20 protein-coding genes, 1 tRNA gene and 1 other RNA gene are annotated in these 16,424 nt (G+C 51.0%); 12 read left to right on the top strand and 10 right to left on the bottom strand.

Features of this window, described 5'->3' with window-relative positions; all coding sequences use genetic code 11:
• Positions 1–149: 149 nt before the first annotated feature.
• The 3 genes from METLA_RS22900 to METLA_RS23915 are packed head-to-tail and all read left to right on the top strand — an operon-like array spanning position 150 to position 791.
• The gene (locus METLA_RS22900; protein WP_161635383.1) at positions 150–296 is read left to right on the top strand and encodes a hypothetical protein; all 147 of its coding nucleotides are present in this window, start codon (positions 150–152) and stop codon (positions 294–296) included.
• On the top strand, positions 293–565 hold the full coding sequence (locus METLA_RS22480) for a hypothetical protein (RefSeq protein WP_152539375.1): 273 nt from the start codon (positions 293–295) through the stop codon (positions 563–565). Before METLA_RS22900 ends, METLA_RS22480 begins: the two co-directional genes overlap by 4 nt.
• Positions 531–791: a DNA methyltransferase gene (locus METLA_RS23915; protein WP_084480066.1), complete on the top strand. Its 261-nt coding sequence runs from the start codon at positions 531–533 to the stop codon at positions 789–791. The genes METLA_RS22480 and METLA_RS23915 overlap by 35 nt, the downstream gene beginning before the upstream one ends.
• On the opposite strand, the gene METLA_RS0104920 is transcribed toward METLA_RS23915, so the two are convergent.
• The 3 genes from METLA_RS0104920 to METLA_RS23155 form a co-directional block, all read right to left on the bottom strand.
• Positions 743–2,023: a three-Cys-motif partner protein TcmP gene (locus METLA_RS0104920; RefSeq protein WP_024297496.1), complete on the bottom strand. Its 1,281-nt coding sequence runs from the start codon at positions 2,021–2,023 to the stop codon at positions 743–745. The genes METLA_RS23915 and METLA_RS0104920 overlap by 49 nt on opposite strands.
• A gap of 8 nt (positions 2,024–2,031) precedes the next feature.
• Complete coding sequence (locus tag METLA_RS0104915; protein ID WP_024297495.1) at positions 2,032–2,769, bottom strand: DUF5131 family protein; 738 nt, start codon at positions 2,767–2,769, stop codon at positions 2,032–2,034.
• A 160-nt stretch (positions 2,770–2,929) separates the two neighbouring features.
• Positions 2,930–5,833: a DEAD/DEAH box helicase gene (locus METLA_RS23155; RefSeq protein WP_024297494.1), complete on the bottom strand. Its 2,904-nt coding sequence runs from the start codon at positions 5,831–5,833 to the stop codon at positions 2,930–2,932.
• 347 nt (positions 5,834–6,180) lie between these two features.
• Here METLA_RS23155 and METLA_RS21295 point away from each other — a divergent pair, with 347 nt between their 5' ends.
• A complete protein-coding gene (locus METLA_RS21295) occupies positions 6,181–6,780 on the top strand; it encodes a BRO-N domain-containing protein (RefSeq protein ID WP_084480065.1) in 600 nt (199 codons plus the stop codon).
• Positions 6,777–7,049 (top strand): hypothetical protein, encoded by a 273-nt coding sequence (locus METLA_RS0104895; protein WP_024297492.1) that lies wholly within the window; start codon positions 6,777–6,779, stop codon positions 7,047–7,049. Before METLA_RS21295 ends, METLA_RS0104895 begins: the two co-directional genes overlap by 4 nt.
• Positions 7,050–7,435: 386 nt before the next feature.
• On the opposite strand, the gene ssrA is transcribed toward METLA_RS0104895, so the two are convergent.
• Positions 7,436–7,828, bottom strand: a transfer-messenger RNA (tmRNA) gene (ssrA, locus tag METLA_RS21740).
• Between the two features lie 386 nt (positions 7,829–8,214).
• Here ssrA and METLA_RS0104890 point away from each other — a divergent pair.
• Positions 8,215–8,291: transfer RNA gene (locus METLA_RS0104890), tRNA-Asp, on the top strand.
• Positions 8,292–8,357: 66 nt separating this feature from the next.
• On the opposite strand, the gene METLA_RS0104885 is transcribed toward METLA_RS0104890, so the two are convergent.
• Positions 8,358–8,861 carry a SixA phosphatase family protein gene (locus tag METLA_RS0104885; RefSeq protein WP_024297491.1) on the bottom strand — a complete coding sequence of 168 codons (504 nt, stop codon included), beginning with the start codon at positions 8,859–8,861 and terminating at the stop codon, positions 8,358–8,360.
• Positions 8,862–9,048: 187 nt separating this feature from the next.
• On the opposite strand from METLA_RS0104885, the gene METLA_RS0104880 reads away from it, so the two are divergent.
• The gene (locus METLA_RS0104880) at positions 9,049–10,569 is read left to right on the top strand and encodes a CYTH and CHAD domain-containing protein (RefSeq protein WP_024297490.1); all 1,521 of its coding nucleotides are present in this window, start codon (positions 9,049–9,051) and stop codon (positions 10,567–10,569) included.
• 144 nt (positions 10,570–10,713) lie between these two features.
• Here METLA_RS0104880 and METLA_RS0104875 read toward each other — a convergent pair whose 3' ends face one another.
• Positions 10,714–11,646 (bottom strand): histone deacetylase family protein, encoded by a 933-nt coding sequence (locus METLA_RS0104875; protein ID WP_024297489.1) that lies wholly within the window; start codon positions 11,644–11,646, stop codon positions 10,714–10,716.
• Positions 11,647–11,757: 111 nt separating this feature from the next.
• Between METLA_RS0104875 and METLA_RS0104870 the strand changes: the two genes are divergently transcribed.
• The 3 genes from METLA_RS0104870 to METLA_RS0104860 are packed head-to-tail and all read left to right on the top strand — an operon-like array spanning position 11,758 to position 12,691.
• Complete coding sequence (locus METLA_RS0104870; RefSeq protein WP_024297488.1) at positions 11,758–12,078, top strand: DMT family transporter; 321 nt, start codon at positions 11,758–11,760, stop codon at positions 12,076–12,078.
• Positions 12,078–12,368, top strand: a complete 291-nt coding sequence (gene tusB / locus METLA_RS0104865; protein ID WP_024297487.1) for a sulfurtransferase complex subunit TusB — start codon at positions 12,078–12,080, stop codon at positions 12,366–12,368. The genes METLA_RS0104870 and tusB overlap by 1 nt, the downstream gene beginning before the upstream one ends.
• On the top strand, positions 12,359–12,691 hold the full coding sequence (locus METLA_RS0104860) for a TusE/DsrC/DsvC family sulfur relay protein (RefSeq protein ID WP_024297486.1): 333 nt from the start codon (positions 12,359–12,361) through the stop codon (positions 12,689–12,691). The genes tusB and METLA_RS0104860 overlap by 10 nt, the downstream gene beginning before the upstream one ends.
• A gap of 94 nt (positions 12,692–12,785) precedes the next feature.
• Here METLA_RS0104860 and METLA_RS0104855 read toward each other — a convergent pair whose 3' ends face one another.
• Genes METLA_RS0104855 through rraA form a run of 3 tightly spaced genes read right to left on the bottom strand, consistent with a single transcriptional unit; the run spans position 12,786 to position 14,657 of the window.
• The gene (locus METLA_RS0104855; protein ID WP_024297485.1) at positions 12,786–13,184 is read right to left on the bottom strand and encodes an RNA-binding S4 domain-containing protein; all 399 of its coding nucleotides are present in this window, start codon (positions 13,182–13,184) and stop codon (positions 12,786–12,788) included.
• Positions 13,185–14,135 (bottom strand): 4-hydroxy-3-methylbut-2-enyl diphosphate reductase, encoded by a 951-nt coding sequence (gene ispH / locus METLA_RS0104850; RefSeq protein WP_024297484.1) that lies wholly within the window; start codon positions 14,133–14,135, stop codon positions 13,185–13,187.
• 36 nt (positions 14,136–14,171) lie between these two features.
• Positions 14,172–14,657 (bottom strand): ribonuclease E activity regulator RraA, encoded by a 486-nt coding sequence (rraA, locus tag METLA_RS0104845; RefSeq protein WP_024297483.1) that lies wholly within the window; start codon positions 14,655–14,657, stop codon positions 14,172–14,174.
• Between the two features lie 194 nt (positions 14,658–14,851).
• On the opposite strand from rraA, the gene METLA_RS23150 reads away from it, so the two are divergent.
• A complete protein-coding gene (locus METLA_RS23150; protein ID WP_198408449.1) occupies positions 14,852–14,989 on the top strand; it encodes a hypothetical protein in 138 nt (45 codons plus the stop codon).
• Between the two features lie 91 nt (positions 14,990–15,080).
• On the opposite strand, the gene dtd is transcribed toward METLA_RS23150, so the two are convergent.
• Positions 15,081–15,521: a D-aminoacyl-tRNA deacylase gene (gene dtd / locus METLA_RS0104830; protein WP_024297482.1), complete on the bottom strand. Its 441-nt coding sequence runs from the start codon at positions 15,519–15,521 to the stop codon at positions 15,081–15,083.
• Between the two features lie 87 nt (positions 15,522–15,608).
• On the opposite strand from dtd, the gene METLA_RS0104825 reads away from it, so the two are divergent.
• The gene (locus METLA_RS0104825) at positions 15,609–16,424 is read left to right on the top strand and encodes a thermonuclease family protein (protein WP_024297481.1); all 816 of its coding nucleotides are present in this window, start codon (positions 15,609–15,611) and stop codon (positions 16,422–16,424) included.

The following is a 16,424-nucleotide window of genomic DNA, read 5'->3' as shown; positions in this document are numbered from 1 at the left end:
TGGGGGTTCACGGGGAGTGGTCTGGATTTTTCACTCACCGGCACCAATGCCGGTATGTCAATGAATCCTGTTGTGCTTCGTTGGACATAAAAAAACCCGCTAAGCCTTGCGACTCGCGGGTTTTTGAACTTCAGCCCACCGGTCGGCACTTGGGCTGCAATAAGGAATCCCTGCGCAAATACTTTCCTCAAAAAACCGAGCACATCCTGTTCGCCGAAAGCAAAAAGAAGCTGCCGTTCGCCTTCGAGCCGATCCGCTGCTACCTGGACGAGGCCCGGATCGCGCCGCCGGCGTGACTCGCAAACAAATTGACCAAGCCTGCGGCTGCCAAATGTCCGGACATTGGTTCGATCGCTCGCAATGGAGCTTCACGAGCCAGGCACATTACCGGACGATGGACTGCTTGTTCGGTGGCACCTTAAAGCCCTACGAGCAGCTGAAAGCGGAATACAAAGCCATCAAACAGAAAACCCGGCATTTCGCGGTGACCAAACACGTGCCCCTATACCAACGTTTGGGACTTCAAGCCGGTGCCATGGTATCCGGACAAACATCCCTGCGATAAACCGCTGGATCTGATGCACCATATTATCGAGGCCAGTTCCAGGCCCGGCGATACGGTGCTGGACACCTTCGCCGGCAGCGGCTCGACGGCGATCGCTTGCCGGGAGTTGGGGCGGGAATTTGTGGGGTGTGAGATGGTGGAAGTGGAGTTTGAAGGAGCAGTTAAGCGATTAAATGATCAGTCTGAAAACTCGAATATCAATCTCTGCCTAGGTGCAATGATTTGATCTTTATCATGGATGGTATTAGGCGATTTTCTTCGAGCACCGTTTTGGGAGATAACTTCCACTTCTTTCAGCTCGATTAAGTGGCCTATTGCTCCTCTATAAATTTCTGCCGAAGCAGGAGAATAATTACAGGTCGTAGCAAAAAGCTCACCAAATGAAATCCCCTCATCTCGTGCATATACAAGATGAGGAATTTCATGTGATAAAGCATCAATACTGGCCTCTTGAGCTGGATCATCAAAACAAAAACCAAGCTCCATTTGGCCAGTATAAGTGCTATCCCTTTCCGGTAAGTAACCCAGCATTTGAAACATATCTAAGCCTGGATCTCCATAGTGGATAAAGTAATTATTCTTTTGCCAATGGATTTGCGTCATCACGTCCCGGGCTCGATGATGCTGCGATAAATGCACTAGCCAATAATCGCCATGTCCATTTGATGATCGAATAAAAAAAGGCGTGAAATAGCGTGCGCCACAATTTTTGACAAGCTCTGGATAGAGGCAACTTTGAATAAAAAGCCGCCAGTCTTTTTCTGATTGTTTGATATCATTTATTGAACGCCCGCGAAGCGCATTTGGAATTCCGATTTTATCGAGCAAATTTTGTGTTAAAGCCTTGTCACTTGCATAGGTTAAAAATGCATCAACGTTAAAATTAAAGATGACTTCCGCACCAGGAAGTGAACGGAGTATTTTTCTTATATGATTGGTTGGTACGTCAGAATAGCCATATTGATCAAGCAGAAAAATAGCCCTCTTAGCTCGAATACTTTTTTTACTTACAAATTCGATAATGCTACAAGTCTGAGAATCGAAGGTCGCTTGATTAATGAATATCGATTTATCAATTAAACTCCCATAGCCTTTATCTATTAAAACTTTCTTTAAACAACTGCAAGCGGACTTATCGCTATCGACAAAAAAATAATCGACTTTTAGGTTAATCTTTTTACGGCGTTCCTTATTGATTAAGAATTCAGCTTCTTTAATCGCCTCCAACATAACAATGGGCGAGCCATAAACAAGCTGGTTTGTCGCACTATGTTTATAAATACCGCCTCCTGAAAAGCCATCAACTAAAGTTAACTTTAGCTCTTCCTGATAAGGCGTGGAAATTAAGGTTTGTACATAATTGACTAAGTATGCTCTGAGAATTTCGTGCTTTGCTAGGCTATGTTGATCTATATCAGCGGGTGAATTTGGGTCCCATTCATAGTGTTTTTTCGCCATCTTAACCCTTAAAAATTAATAGGCATTTCATTAAAAACTTGGCCATTCAGCATGCGGCCATTTGCTTTTTTAGCACGTTTTTTACCGTCAACGCCCCATCCGCCCCACTGTTTAAAGAAAAAAGCAGCCCCTACATCATCGGCTTGCCTCTTTACATTTTCGACCCATTCAGGCTTCATGGGCCGTGCTCTTGATCCGGATTCTCCTCCGACGATAACCCAATGGATACCTGTCAAGTTAATTTCGCCTAAATCCTCAAGTAAAGGCTCAACTGATAGAAACCGAGTCTTCACATCGACTTGCCGCAGATAATCAATGCGTGGCACACCATATTGACGATCCTCAACCGAGACTCCTAACCAAACATTGCTAGGGCAAGCACGATTTCGAAAATACGCTGGTAAGCGGTCTGCTCGTTTAGTGAGAATCTGATATGTGTGTTGTGGCGTTTGCTCTATCACTGAAAATACCTGATCAAGGAATTGATCCGGAATGCCCTCGTGAAACAGGTCGCTCATGGAGTTTACGAAATAGAGAGTTGGCTTTTTGCGACGTAGTGGCTGTGCAAGCCTTTCATGCACAAGCGATAATTGGAAGCCATTCTCATAGCCTCGAACTCTCATGGCTTGCAGCCTGCTGGCCATAACTTCAGCGTAGCAGTGCTTGCAGCCCGGGGAAATCTTCGTGCAACCGGTCGTCGGATTCCACGTTTGTTCTGTCCATTCTATTTGTGATTTAGTAGCCATATATACACCTCCGTTGCAATTTTAGCCCGTGTAGGGCTCAATGCGAAACATATTGCGCCGAATGTTCAACAATGTCGGCGCATTACGGCTATCGACTATTGCGCCCTACGGTCCTTCGATCTCGAACGATGGGCTTCCTTCTTCAACCCATCCTACGGCTCTATACGTACTCCCGGAAAGGCAGATCAGCAATTAATGCCTGACCGGGGCTCGCTAACCAATGCCAAAGCTGATTCTGAGTAAGCTTGCCTTCGCAGATCCGTAGCAACGCTTCACCAAGATCATGACTTTCTACAACACTTAACCGGCCGCAGGCAGCAATTACCAGCGGTACGCTTGGATCAACACCCGGATGGCACAAGGTGACGCAGAAAGTGTCTCTGTGTCCGTGAATTTCCGAAGCGCCAAGAACCTCTGTTGCTCCGTTGTAGTCAACAAGGTTATCGCCTTGCTTAGATTTCAGTTCAATGATAAGCGCAGGTGAATCTGCGAGAAGAACCAGATAGTCGGGTGCGCCGGTTTTTTTTCTATCGTCAAGTCTTTCAAATTGGATATTTAAAACATTCAAAATATCTTCAAACACTCGCTCAAACTCGGTACCTTTCTTATTGTAATAAGCTCCTACTAATGCAATATTTGCACAACTTCTAGCTCTTTTTAGGTGCTTTTCAGCCGTGCGTTTTCGTTGATTTAGTTTCCAGTCTCGACAGGCTTCTTGAAGCCAATTTGCTTTATTATGTGGAGTCGGTTTCACCTTTTTGAAGGCTTTTAGTCGTGCGTCCCTGGCCTCTGGCGTATTTAACACAACATACTCGGGGGTCGAATATCCCAACTTGCGCAGCAAGATAATTTCATGGCGGAATAGTCTGAAGTTAGCATCGGGCGTATTTAGACTTGTTAGCCATAAAGCATCGTCCGGCAATCCTTCCGCTACCCTAATGCCAAGTCTTTGGATTACTCGTGGTAGCTTCTTGAGCAGTTCAATTTTATCATCAGCATTACGAAGCACTTTGGGCCTGCAGGAATTATGTACGGATAGATCCGCTGAGGCGGTGATAATTGCTGAAAATCCTTGTAAAGCCCAGACGAGATTTCGGAACATTTCCCTTAGCATTCCCGCACTCAAGTTAGGAAGATTTTTTTCCAAGTTTACAACTTCAGCTCCCTCGACCCAATCCATGCTCAATTTCGCAGCATTTATCGGAATAATGTCAGCGCGCCAAACGGGTTCGGGCAAGTCATCACGGAATATATCTGCATCAAATAAGCATTCTCTATCAAGTGGCCATGGTAAAAAGCGAGTTGCCGGTTTTAGATTGAATCGCCTGAATTCTGGCGAAGAAAAACAGGAACAGAAAAGCAAGTATGCGAAACGATACATATCTCCAGGATTGTCTGGCTTAGGTAAGTATTGAACAAGCCGCTCAACTTTAGCTACAACATAATTCAGCAGAAAAACTCCCGTTTCGGGCAATAATCCGCTAAACCCGATAGCTTTGCCCACCGGAGTGACAGATAATGCCCCTGTACTGGTCTCAAGGAGCAACCCCTCATCAAGCAATTCTTCAATGGCAGCAGATAACTGTATAGGCCATCTTGAGAAATTTGTACTATTTCTGTCTTGTTCCCGTAAAGCGCTTAATGTTGTGCATATCAATTTTTCCAGACTGTTCCTTGAGTTGCACAGCCCAGATGCCACAAGCTGAAGAGCAAGCTGATTAAATCGCTGTGGCGTAACTCGCGATTCAAGCGATGGCATTGCACCTAAATTAAGGTACTCCTTAGCGTTATACATTTCAGTCGGGCTATTAGCTAAGAATATGACACGCCCCTGTTCGTGTTCAAATCCCATTCGTCCTACGCGACCTGCCATGTTGTGAAATTCTGAGGTTTCAATCGGAAAATAAGCGCGTTTATCACTATCCCATCGCTTCCAATCTGAAAAAATAGCTGCACCCAATGGAAAATTTACTCCTGCAGCTAAGGTGGAGGTGGCGAATACAACATCCACTTTGCCATCTAATAAATGTTGTTCTACCACATGACGTTCTTCGTCCACTAAGTCTGCGCTATGTATTGCAACTCGGTGAGCTATAGTTCTAGCCAAAAAGGTATTCGCGGAAGTTTCAGGTAGCTCGTCAAAAACGATGGATAGTTGGATCGGTCCGCCATTCGAGAGCTGGGGAAGAAGCCGCTCCGCGAGAATGTACATATCCTGTTTTTTCATACAGAATACGATAATTGGCACAGGTTTATCCTTCTGGCTAAGAAGAGAATTCAATATCGATACCGGCTCAAGATTTACTCCTGCTGGACGCGGCAAATTTTCTTGAATGTTTTCCGGTTGCTCCGATGTAACGGCAGTAATTCCGTTGTGACTCCAGCATTCATAACGTAAATGCTTTTCTCTGGCATGTTGAGTCACTAAAGTTACCTCCAGCCAGCTTGCAAGATCGTTCGCGTCTCTTGGCTCTAAAACAGCCGAGAGTCCGACAAACTGTTTCCAGCCAGCATTACGAATCATCGTCAAAAGAATCTCGACGTTTTGCCCTCTGGATTTATCACCGATAAGCTGAATCTCGTCACATACCACAACAGTCTTTCCCATATCTGTAGGAACGCCTGATGCTGATAGCAATGCCAAGTATTTCTCATAAGTGGCAACCAGCAGAGGCACACTTAGAGGGTCGGTCGGAGCATCGCCTTCCGCATTTATGACATAGTCGCCAGTAGCGATAACAAGAGCGGAGCTATTACCATCTAAAAACTTATCGAGCAATAAGGATTTGAAGTCATCGAATTTTTGTTTGGCTAAAGCTCTGTGAGTTACTAAATAAACCGTATTGCAACCAGTCTCAATGCCATTGGCTATTGCCCAAACTGCGATTTGAGTTTTACCTGTAGATGTAGGAGAAACAACAAGAATACTTTCACCACGACCCACTCCTGCATCAAGTGCTGCGTATTGGGCATCTGTTAAGGCAGGCTTTTCTCCCGCTTTGAAAACAAGATGATTTACAACTGGTTCCGAAAGGCAGTGATGCTCTGGAAATTGGTATTTCATAAAGTTAGCTTTCCAAAAAATAATTGGGTAATTTCGATTAGTAAAATTTCATCCGGTTGTCTTTGATCGATTGTGTTGAAAAGTCCATCTGGACAAAAAGCGCCTTTAACAATCGACCTAAAAGTAATTAACCTACCCACGCTTCCGCAAAAAACGGAAGCCGGGAATGCAACCCCGCAACACAACCAACAGATGCCAGCGCATCATGCGCTATTTTTTTGCCTGTCGATTTCTGTTCCCGAAATCCGTTTCGGTAACATCATCATGGAGGGCTGGCATGGGCCGCCGCAAGGCGGGCCGCTTCTGTTGGGGCGGTAGTTGCATCCCGTGTCAGTCCTCCACCCAAAATGCAACGTCAAGTGGAGGTCTTCAACTACCAACAGGAGACACTCATGTCACACGACTTGAAAACCCTCGCCAACCCGTTCCAGTTTGCTGATTCAGATATCCGTAACGCAACCGATGAAAACGGTGAAGTCTGGTTCTGCGCCAAAGACGTCTGCGCCGTACTCGATATTTCTTGGCCAAGCATGACCCTCGAAAACATGCCGGAAAACTGGTTTATGGTGATAAATCTCATCAACATAAAAGGCGAAAGAGACGCCTATTTCATCAACGAAGCCGGCCTCTACCACCTGATTTTCCGTTCCAATAAACCCAAGGCCAAAGAGTTCGCCAATTGGGTGTGCGAAACCGTGCTGCCAGAAATCCGCAAGACCGGGTTCTTCGGTGCGATCGAGATCAAGGATAAGATCAACGTCGCCAAGCAGATCGACGTGCTGTCGCTGCAAATCATCAAGACCAAGAATGCCTTCCGCCGCAAGCTGCTGCAGGACCAGCTCCGCCGGCTATGCAACATCGTCAATCAGCCCATTCCTCCCACCGACTGGATCGCGCTCGAGCACGACCAGGTCGATCTGTTCGCAGCGAACGGAGGTGCGGCATGAGCACTCCAGCGGCATTTTACAGCCAGGTCATGGACACGATGGAGCGCATGACCGATCAAATCCTGGCTTTGCAAGCGTTAAGCGGCTTGCTGGCCGGCTGCCAACGCAACGAAGTGGCGCCGGCCGAACTGACTTATTTGCTGGATCCCATTATCGACAAGCAAAAAGCCTTGGTCGACGAACTGATGGACACGGAAAAGCCTGTCGCTCATTCCCCTTCCAGGCCAAGCCATAAATCCAAACCTGTTCTTGTTGCTGGCAACAAGTAATAGGGCACGCGCAACCACAAAAAACCGGCTTAACCGCCGGTTTTTTTTTGCGTCGCTACACAGCTAAACGCCTGCTTAACTTCTTAAGTTAATAAACGGATTTTCACTGAATTCAGGCGCCCAAGTCAACCGATTCTTATTGTTAAGCATGGTATAAGCCATGTCGACCGCCAAGCCTACGCCCATCATGCGCCGACACCGGGAAAAATTCACTCCTCCTCGCCCGCGCGACTTTTGCGAAAAATTTTATCCGAAAGGGAAGGGTGCTTGAAAAACGCCTGCTGAGATTGGCGTCAAGGAGAGAAAAAAGGGGAATGTCAACAGCCATTTCGCAGCCATTTTGTATATGTACATAGAAAAACTTCCTTGTTTTTCAATGATTTAAATGGTGGAGGCGGCGGGAATTGAACCCGCGTCCGCAAGTACTCCGCCGTAAGGTCTACATGCTTGTCCCGCGCTTTTGATTTAACTGCCAGCTACCCGTCGGGCCAAGAAAACTGTCAGCGATTCCGTAAGGTTTTAGCGCCGCCACACCGGACGGATTTTGGCGCGATCTTATGTGAATGACCTCTGAGCGTCCCGCTTGTCCCGAAGGACATTAAGAACTCTGCCCGCATAAGCACAGACAGTCAGAGGAATGGAGGCTGTTTTTAGGCAGCGAGAGCCATTGAGTAGTTTTCGTCGTTTGCGAATACTTTTTTTCTGTAGGATTTACGAGGTGTACAGTCCTCGGCATGCACTTAAGGTTTCGCTACCCACGTCGAAGCCAGGTCGCCCCCTTAACTATTACATATCGATAAGATATGGTTTCTTTCAAAAAATTCAATTCCTTGAAAAATTTTCTTAACGGGTTTTTTTCGATTCCGTTGCGCTTTTGCAAAATGTCACGGCAAAGTCGGAAGCACCGTAAAAGAGGCATTATACATCATAAGGCAAAATATCCCTATAGCCTTCTCGAATGAGTCGATGCGAGGTGGGAGCGGTTGGCAACCGCGACTTAAGACCGTATTCGCAGGACTCCCACGATTGCGCTTAAAAAGCGTTCCCACATGATGAGATGCATCCTTGCCCATGAAATGCACGCGGTGAGAGCCTCATCATTATAAATTTGTAATAATCTTCTTGACGAATCTCAGGGATGCTGTAAAATGCCGGCTTCTAACGCGGAGCGGTAGTTCAGTTGGTTAGAATACCGGCCTGTCACGTCGGTGGTCGCGGGTTCGAGCCCCGTCCGCTCCGCCATCTCTCTTCTTCTATTGGGTGGGCATTTTGCTCCCCCTCTCCTTTTTTTCTGTTAAGCAGTCATTTTTATTCCGGCAATGTCTTCGGATAAAGAATATCGATCAGCTTGGCGCAATTCGTTTCCAGTTCATTCCAGTCCTTGGGCATTTCGAGTCTTGCCAGGGCCGCTGTCGGCAGTAGTTTTTCGGCATCGGGCAGATTGTCTTCGCCGATCAGATCAGTCAAGAGTTCTTCGAAGTCCGGATTGTGTCCGACCAACAGGATGTGCTTTGTCGTGGCCGGACATTCGGCCAGCACTTGTTTGATGGCGTCAATGCCTTGGAAGTAGAGGCGGGGCTCCTGTGTCGGCTGATCATGCAAACCGAGCGCGTCGGAGACCAGTTGCGCGGTGTTCAGCGCGCGGCGGGCAGGCGAGGTGATGACCAAATCCAGACGCGAGTGATGCTCGTGCAACCACTCGCCAAGGTGTTGTGCAGCGCGTCTGCCGCGGGGTTTCAACGGGCGGTCAATATCGGCGCATGCCGCCTCGCGGTCCGATTTGCCATGACGCAGTAACCATAATTCTCTCATCGTTTTTACCCTTTAAAATATAGATTCTTGCAATTTTATCGGCCATTTAAGGTCTAATGGTAGGTTATGCCGGCCCGGTTTAGGCGTTTGCCTATGGCTGGCGGCGTCATTAAACTGTCATACAACGCTGGCAGTATAAGGGATTTATGCATTTTATCTCAAAACTGTTTCCGGGAACGATTAGGCAATGATGGACTTACGATACGAACTACCCGTGGGCCTGGCCGTCGATAAACTGATGGAGTCTCTCGGCAGGTTTGCCGACGTGCAGTTGGTTTTGCAGGAATATTGCCTGCGCACCTATTATGACAGCTTTGACTGGCGCCTGTACCAGAACGGCATTTTGTGCGAATTTAACCGTTCCAAAACAACTTCCGATCTGGTGTTGAAAAATTTGCAGAACGGCCGGATGTTTGCGACGCTGGAAACCTCCGAAGCGCCTTCGCGAAATAGCCGCTTCAAAGCGGGCAAGGTGCGCACCACGCTGGAATCGTATCTGGAACAGCGCGCGCTGTTGCCGGTTTGCACGCTCGAATACGAAGCCTATCATTTATTATTGCGCAATCAAGATCAGCAGATCATCCTGCGACTGTTGCTCGAAGACTATGACCTGTTGAACGGCCAGCTGTCGTTTCAGACGGTCAGAGGCTTTCTGAAAACCGCGGAACAGATCGCCACGGCCCTGACCGAGGAACTCGGCATCAGGGTGCTCGATCGTCCGGTGCTGGAACTGGCGCTGGGCCTGGAAGGGCGCAAGCCGAACGATTACTCGTCCAAACTCAAAATCGTTCTCGATCCGGTCATGCGCTCCGATCTGGCCGGCAAACTGATCTTCAGCACCTTGCTGAAAACGATCAAGGCGAACGAGCAGGGCGTGATTGCCGATCTGGATGCCGAGTTCCTGCACGATTTTAGGGTCGCGGTGCGCCGTACCCGTACCGGCCTCAGCCAGCTCAAGGGCGTGCTGCCGAGCGATGTAAACTCTTATTTTACGGACTTTTTCTCCTGGCTGGGGCAAGTCACCACGCCGACACGCGATCTCGATGTTTACCTGGCTAAATTCGAAACCTACAAACAGCAGCTGCCTGCGGATTTACATGCCGATCTCGAGCCGTTTTTGACTTTGTTGCAGGACAAGAAGCTGAAAAACCAGCAGGATCTGGCCGACAAGTTGCGATCCCCGAAATTCCGGAAAGCATTGGTCGAATGGGAGCAATGCCTGAAAAGCCAGGCCTATCCGAAATTGGCGAAAATGAGCCACATGGATATCAAAACGCTGGCCGACCGCCGGATTTGGAAGACCTACCGCCGCATCCTGGAGGAAGGCGGCGCGATTACGATCCATTCGGCGCCAGGGGATTTGCACGAACTGCGCAAGACCTGTAAAAAATTGCGCTATCTGATCGAGTTTTTCCAGAGCCTATACCCCAAGCTGCAAATCAAAAAGCTGATCACGCAGCTCAAAGGGCTGCAGGATGTGCTCGGCGACTTTCAGGATTTCGAAGTGCAGATGGACTTTATCGATCAATGCGCCAAGGATACAGAGAACGCGCTGCCTTCGCCGACCATCAATGCCCTGGACGAGTTGATCCGCCAACTGGCGGCGCAAAAAGCGCGCGCTCGCAAGCATTACCAGCCGGCCTTCGAAGAGTTCGCGATGGCGAAGAGTCATGCCTTGTTCAAGTCGTTGTTTGCGACGCATCGTTAGCATGCGCTAGCCATGTGGGAGCGCTTTTTAAGCGATTGCCCTGCGAACACGGCCTTTAGTCGCGGTTGCAAACCGCTCCCACCTCGCTTCGACCCATTTCGGAAAATTATTTTTGACCGAATGCTTTCTTACCCAAAGGTTGTTTTAAGCCCGTAGCAAAGCCACGACATGCGCGGCGACGCTCTTCGCCAGAGCCTCCAGGTTGTAGCCGCCTTCCAAAGCCGAAATCAGCCGCTTGCCGCAGAATTCGGCCGCGATTCCGGTCAACTCCTCGGTAATCCAGCGATAATCATCCTCGACCAATGCAATGTCCGCGAGCGGGTCGTCGCGGTGGGCGTCGAAGCCTGCCGAAACCAGCAGCAATTCGGGTTTGAATTTGCGCAAGGCGGGCAGGGCGATCGTGCTGATCTTGCGGCGAAATTCGGCGCCGTCGGTGCCCGCGTTCAGAGGGATATTCACGATATTGCCGACGCCGGTCTCGCTGGGGTAACCGGTGCCCGGATAATGGGGCATTTCATGCGTCGATACATAGAGTACCTCGGCCTGGTGGGCGAACGCGGCTTGAGTGCCGTTGCCGTGATGTACGTCGAAATCGACGATCGCGACGCGCTTAAGGTGATGCCGTGTCCTCGCATATTCGGCGGCGATCGCGATGTTGTTTAAGAGACAGAAGCCCATCGCGCGATTCGGCTCGGCATGATGGCCGGGCGGGCGCACCGCGCAAAAGGCGTTATTCGCCTTGCCGGCCATGACCTGATCGACCGCGTCGCAGACCGCGCCGACCGCGCGCAAGGCCGCGTTCGCGCTGCCGTGCGAGAGATAGGTGTCCGCATCGATGTATTGATGGCTGCCTTCGGCAATCGGGCGTAAAGTGCGGTCGATATGCGCCTGGCTATGAATCAGCCGCGCCTGATCCTTTTGCGCGGGGCCCAGCGGCGGCGATGTTCTGACTAGGTTGGCGAACTCGGGCGCCTGCAGCGCCTTTTCGATGCGGCGCAGGCGATCAGGCGATTCCGGATGACTGAAATGCGGTTGGTGCTTCAGAAAGTCTTCGTGGTAATAATAGAGTGTCGTCATAAGCCCTCGGTAGTCTGCAAGGCGGTGCAGTCGCGATGGTGCAGGACTTCATCGCAGTCATTCACTCATGTAGAATAACGGTTTTTATCAAAATAAAGCAAGAGGCGCCGAATGGCCTGGATATTGTTGTTTTCCGCGGGAATTGCGGAGATTATTTTTGCGTTGAGCCTGAAATTCAACGAAGGCTTTACCAAATTGTGGCCGAGCGTCGTGACTTGCGTCGCCGGCTTGTTCAGTTTTTATCTGCTGATGCTGGCGATCAAGACCTTGCCGCTGGGCACGGCTTATGCGGTCTGGACCGGCATGGGCGCGGTCGGCGTCGCGATCTTGGGTATTTTATTGTTCAAGGAATCGGCCGATGTCTGCCGGATCATGTCGATTTCACTGGTCATCATGGGCATCATCGGTCTTAAATTGACCGAAACACATTAATGCTGCATTTGATTTCGGCTTCGCCGATCACCGCGGCGGTATTGGAGCGGATCGATTCCGGCAGCAGCATCGTGTTTCTGGAAAACGCGGTGCTGGGGATTTTGCGCAATGGCCAGTTAGCCGGTCGTCTGACAGGGATGTTGGCCGACCACCATTTATATGCGCTGTCCGCCGATTTGATGATCCGCGGCATCGAGGCCGATCAAATCGTAGGTGGCATCGAAGTGATCGATTATACCGGTCTGGTCGAGCTGACCGTCGCGCATCCCTTGATTCAATCATGGAGTTGAAGGTGAACGATGTCGTGTTGGCGACGACCGATCAGGGTTTTCTGGTCAATGCGGCCGACTGGAACGAGGTGGTCGCGGAAAAGCTCGCCGAGGCGAACCGGATCGAGCTGAGTCCCGCGCATTGGGAGATCATCCTCTTTATCCGGGATTATTACCGGCAGTTCAAGCATCTGCCGAATGCTCGGGTGTTCACGAAGGCGATCGCGAAGGCGCTCGGCGAGGACAAGGGCAATAGCCGCTATCTGCATCAATTGTTTCCGGACGGGCCCTTGAAATATGCCTGCAAACTGGCGGGACTGCCGAAGCCGCCGACCTGTTTGTAGTCGAGGTGTCCGGGGGGGCGGGGACGGGATATTTATTCAGTCCGAAACGTTTGGCACGGGGTTTTAAAACCCCGTGCCGCTCAGTAAACCGGGCTTAAAAATCCTGCTTGAAGCGATGAATCATCCGCCGTTCCTTTTTGTTCGGCCGGTGCTCCGGGCCGTTGTGGGGCATCAGCGCGCGCATTTCGCGCTGCTCGATGATTTGTAGCTGGCGCTTGGCGTGACTTTCGGGATCTTCTTCGTACAGCTGCACCGCATCCTTGGCGGGGCGGCGCTGTGCGGAGAGCGCGGTGATCGTGATTTCCCAGTGCAGATTATCCTTGGTGATCGACAAGCGCGTGCCCGGCTTCACTTCCTTGCCGGGCTTTACGCGTTGTTCATTCACATGCACCTTGCCGCCGGCGATCGCTTCCTGGGCGAGGCCGCGCGTTTTGAAAAAACGCGCGGCCCACAGCCATTTATCGAGGCGGATGCTGTCGAGTTCGGCGGGCAATTATTGCACCATGTGTTTTTTCAATTCTTTCGGCAGCGAGAACACGACTTTTTCTTCGATGCCCGGCAGTTCGGCCGTCGATTTGCCGCCCCATTGCTTGAGCTGGTTGATCACTTCCTGCACCAGCACTTCCGGCGCGGAGGCGCCGGCGGTCACGCCGACGACGTCGATACCCTCGAACCATGCCTGCTTCATGTCGTGCGCGGTATCGATCAGGTAGGCCGGCTTGCCGAGCTGTTCGGCGATTTCGCGCAGACGGTTCGAGTTCGAGCTGTTCGGCGAGCCGACGACCAGGATCACATCGGCTTTTTTGGCCATGTCCTGGACCGCATCCTGACGGTTTTGCGTCGCATAGCAAATGTCGTCCTTTTTCTGTTCCTTGATGCCGGTGAAGCGCGCCTTCAACGCATCGACCATGATCTTGGTGTCGGTCATCGACAGCGTCGTTTGCGTGACATAGGCCAGATTGTCCGGATTGTTCACTTGCAGAGTCGCGACGTCTTCCGGCGTTTCGACCAGATAAATGCCGCCGTTTTCGGTGCATTTTTCATACTGGCCCATCGTGCCTTCGACTTCCGGATGGCCGGCGTGGCCGATCAGGATCACTTCGCGGTCCGATTTGGCGTGCTTGGCGACCTGGATATGCACCTTGGTGACCAGAGGGCAGGTTGCATCGAAAACGGTCAGTTTGCGTTCCTCGGCTTCTTTTTGCACCTGCTTGGAGACGCCGTGCGCGCTGAAAACGAGGGTAGAGCCGACCGGCACGTCGTTCAAATCTTCGATGAATACAGCGCCTTTCGCTTTCAGGCCGTCGACGACGGTGCGGTTGTGCACGACTTCGTGGCGCACATAGATCGGCGCGCCGAAGGTTTCGAGCGCCTGATCGACGATTTCGATGGCCCGGTCGACGCCGGCGCAGAATCCACGGGGGTTAGCGAGTACGATTTGCATATCTTGACTTCTGTAGTGGGTAAATATCGGTTTATTTTAACTCAACAATCGGTCCGAGACGACGATTCCATCATGATCGGCGTATAAAAAATGATCTTTTTTGAAATTGACGCCGGCAAAAGTGATCGGTAGATCATGGTCGCCTTGGTTTCTCTGATGGCTCTGCAAAGGGTGCGCGTGCAGCGCGCGGATGCCGATCGGGAGTTCCGCGAGCCGCGCGGTGTCGCGGACGCAGCCGTAAATTAGCAGGCCTTGCCAGCCGTTGTCGACTGCAAGGCTGGCCAGTTCGAAATCGATCAGCGCGCAGCGGTGCGAGCCTCCGCCGTCGACGACCAGCACGCGGCCTTCGGCTTTTTCCTGCAAAACGGTTTTGATCTGCACATTGTCCTCGAAGGCTTTCAATGTGCTGATGCGCCCCCAAAATACGGGATGCGCGCCGTAGGATTTGAACAACGGTTCGACGATCTGAAAATGCGCTTCCTGAGCATAGGCGTCGCAGAGACGGGCGGTGGCAAGGGTCATCAATTAAACTCCGGTCGGCTTCGTTTCGGTACGGGCTATGTTATAGTCTATCGGAAGCCTGGAGGCAATTAAATAGCTGATGTTAAACACGATAAATATCCACGAAAAATCCGAAAAGCACAAAAAAATGGATTTCGTGCCTTTCGTGTTTTTCGTGGACAATACGTAACATCATTTAATACAAGGGTTATCTTATGTGGATCATAGTATTCATTGTCGCGCTGCTGTTTGTGTTGGGCAGCGCGTTGCTGTTATTGCGTTCGGCGAAGATTCCGAAAATCCCCGATCATGTCAAAGCCAAGCCTTACCAAGACGAGGACGACGATGGGTGAGCAACGGTGTCTGTGGGAGCGACGCCCACGTCGCGACTAGAGTTGCTTAATTCGTGGTGTGGACATCGCCTCCACGAAAATTTTCGACTTTTTAGTGCGACCGCAGCGTAAAGGTGACCGGGCCGTCGTTGATCAGCGCCACCTGCATGTCGGCGCCGAAGCGGCCGAATTGTACGGATGGATAGACGGTTAACGCCAGCGCTTGCAGATAGCCGAACAGCTTCTGGCCGTGTTCGGGCGGCGCGGCCGAAGTGAAACTCGGTCGGTTGCCTTTTTGCGTATCTGCGGCTAAGGTAAACTGCGGCACCAGCAGCAGGCCGCCGTCGATGTCGCGCAGGCTCAGGTTCATCTTGCCCGCCGCGTCCGGAAAAATCCGGTAATTGATGATGCGTTCGAGCAGACGCTCGGCGTGTTTTTCGCCGTCTTCCTTTTCGACCGCGACCAGTGCCATGATGCCGGTATCGATCTTGCCGATGATTTGATGGTCTACCGCGACATGGGCGGTCGTGACGCGCTGGATGATGGTGATCATGGATGAGTCTTCAGGTGGATAGGCTAAAATAAGCGAGGGTTTGGGGCGATTTATGACGCCTGTTTTTTTCGCCTGTTAAGGACATTTATGCGGCGTATTGTAGCGCTTTTATTGTTCAGTTTGGCCTATGGGGCCAACGCGGATATTTACGGCTGGCGGGACAACGCCGGCAGCCCCCATTATTCCGACCGCCCGCAGACCGCTTCGGCGAAAGTGCTCGACATCAAGCCCGGCTATGGCTTTTATACGGTCAAAAAGGTGTTTGACGGCGATACGCTGGTGCTCGAAGACGGCCGCAAGGTCAGGCTGCTCGGCGTCAATACGCCGGAGATCGCGCATCGCAATCAGCCGGAACAGGCGGGCGGCGAGGAGGCGAAGCGCTGGCTGACCGGCAAACTGCAAAACCGCAAGGTTAGGATCGAGACGGATGCCGAAGCGGCCGATAAATACGGCCGGACGCTCGCGCATGTGTTTACCGACAGAAAGGAGCATATCAATCTGCAACTGGTCGAACAGGGCCTGGCGGCGGTCAATATCTATCCGCCGAATCTGCTCTATGTCCTGAAGCTGGTCAAGGCCGAGCAGGGAGCCCAGAAAAAGCGCTTGGGGATCTGGGGCCGGCCGGAATACGATCCGATCCCGGTCGAGCGTTTGCCCGCTTCCGGCCATTCGGGATGGACAAGGATCAAAGGCCGAATCACTGATTTGCGCAGCAGCCGGAAGTTTGTGTATCTGAAATTTTCCGAAAAATTTGAAGCCAGAATAGAAAAAAAGGAATTGCCTCTGTTTCCGGATTTAAGCCGTTTTCCGGGCCAATTCGTCGAGGTGCGCGGCTGGCTGAACAAAAACAAGGGCGGTTATTCGATGCTGATCCGCCATCCGAGCGCGATCATCTCTGAATAG

Origin of the sequence: Methylomicrobium lacus LW14 (assembly GCF_000527095.1) — a bacterium.
In the GTDB taxonomy this organism is placed as follows: Bacteria; Pseudomonadota; Gammaproteobacteria; order Methylococcales; family Methylomonadaceae; genus Methylomicrobium; species Methylomicrobium lacus.
This window is presented reverse-complemented; position numbering and strand designations above follow the sequence as displayed.

What these genes read in the sequence shown, in the direction of transcription:
- METLA_RS0104920 (WP_024297496.1), bottom strand. Translation starts at nt 2,023, where the DNA reads ATGGCGAAAAAACACTATGAATGGGACCCAAATTCACCCGCTGATATA.
- METLA_RS0104915 (WP_024297495.1), bottom strand. Translation starts at nt 2,769, where the DNA reads ATGGCTACTAAATCACAAATAGAATGGACAGAACAAACGTGGAATCCG.
- METLA_RS23155 (WP_024297494.1), bottom strand. Translation starts at nt 5,833, where the DNA reads ATGAAATACCAATTTCCAGAGCATCACTGCCTTTCGGAACCAGTTGTA.
- METLA_RS21295 (WP_084480065.1), top strand. Translation starts at nt 6,181, where the DNA reads ATGCAACGTCAAGTGGAGGTCTTCAACTACCAACAGGAGACACTCATG.
- METLA_RS0104895 (WP_024297492.1), top strand. Translation starts at nt 6,777, where the DNA reads ATGAGCACTCCAGCGGCATTTTACAGCCAGGTCATGGACACGATGGAG.
- METLA_RS0104885 (WP_024297491.1), bottom strand. Translation starts at nt 8,861, where the DNA reads ATGAGAGAATTATGGTTACTGCGTCATGGCAAATCGGACCGCGAGGCG.
- METLA_RS0104880 (WP_024297490.1), top strand. Translation starts at nt 9,049, where the DNA reads ATGATGGACTTACGATACGAACTACCCGTGGGCCTGGCCGTCGATAAA.
- METLA_RS0104875 (WP_024297489.1), bottom strand. Translation starts at nt 11,646, where the DNA reads ATGACGACACTCTATTATTACCACGAAGACTTTCTGAAGCACCAACCG.
- METLA_RS0104870 (WP_024297488.1), top strand. Translation starts at nt 11,758, where the DNA reads ATGGCCTGGATATTGTTGTTTTCCGCGGGAATTGCGGAGATTATTTTT.
- tusB (WP_024297487.1), top strand. Translation starts at nt 12,078, where the DNA reads ATGCTGCATTTGATTTCGGCTTCGCCGATCACCGCGGCGGTATTGGAG.
- METLA_RS0104860 (WP_024297486.1), top strand. Translation starts at nt 12,359, where the DNA reads ATGGAGTTGAAGGTGAACGATGTCGTGTTGGCGACGACCGATCAGGGT.
- ispH (WP_024297484.1), bottom strand. Translation starts at nt 14,135, where the DNA reads ATGCAAATCGTACTCGCTAACCCCCGTGGATTCTGCGCCGGCGTCGAC.
- rraA (WP_024297483.1), bottom strand. Translation starts at nt 14,657, where the DNA reads ATGACCCTTGCCACCGCCCGTCTCTGCGACGCCTATGCTCAGGAAGCG.
- METLA_RS23150 (WP_198408449.1), top strand. Translation starts at nt 14,852, where the DNA reads ATGTGGATCATAGTATTCATTGTCGCGCTGCTGTTTGTGTTGGGCAGC.
- dtd (WP_024297482.1), bottom strand. Translation starts at nt 15,521, where the DNA reads ATGATCACCATCATCCAGCGCGTCACGACCGCCCATGTCGCGGTAGAC.
- METLA_RS0104825 (WP_024297481.1), top strand. Translation starts at nt 15,609, where the DNA reads ATGCGGCGTATTGTAGCGCTTTTATTGTTCAGTTTGGCCTATGGGGCC.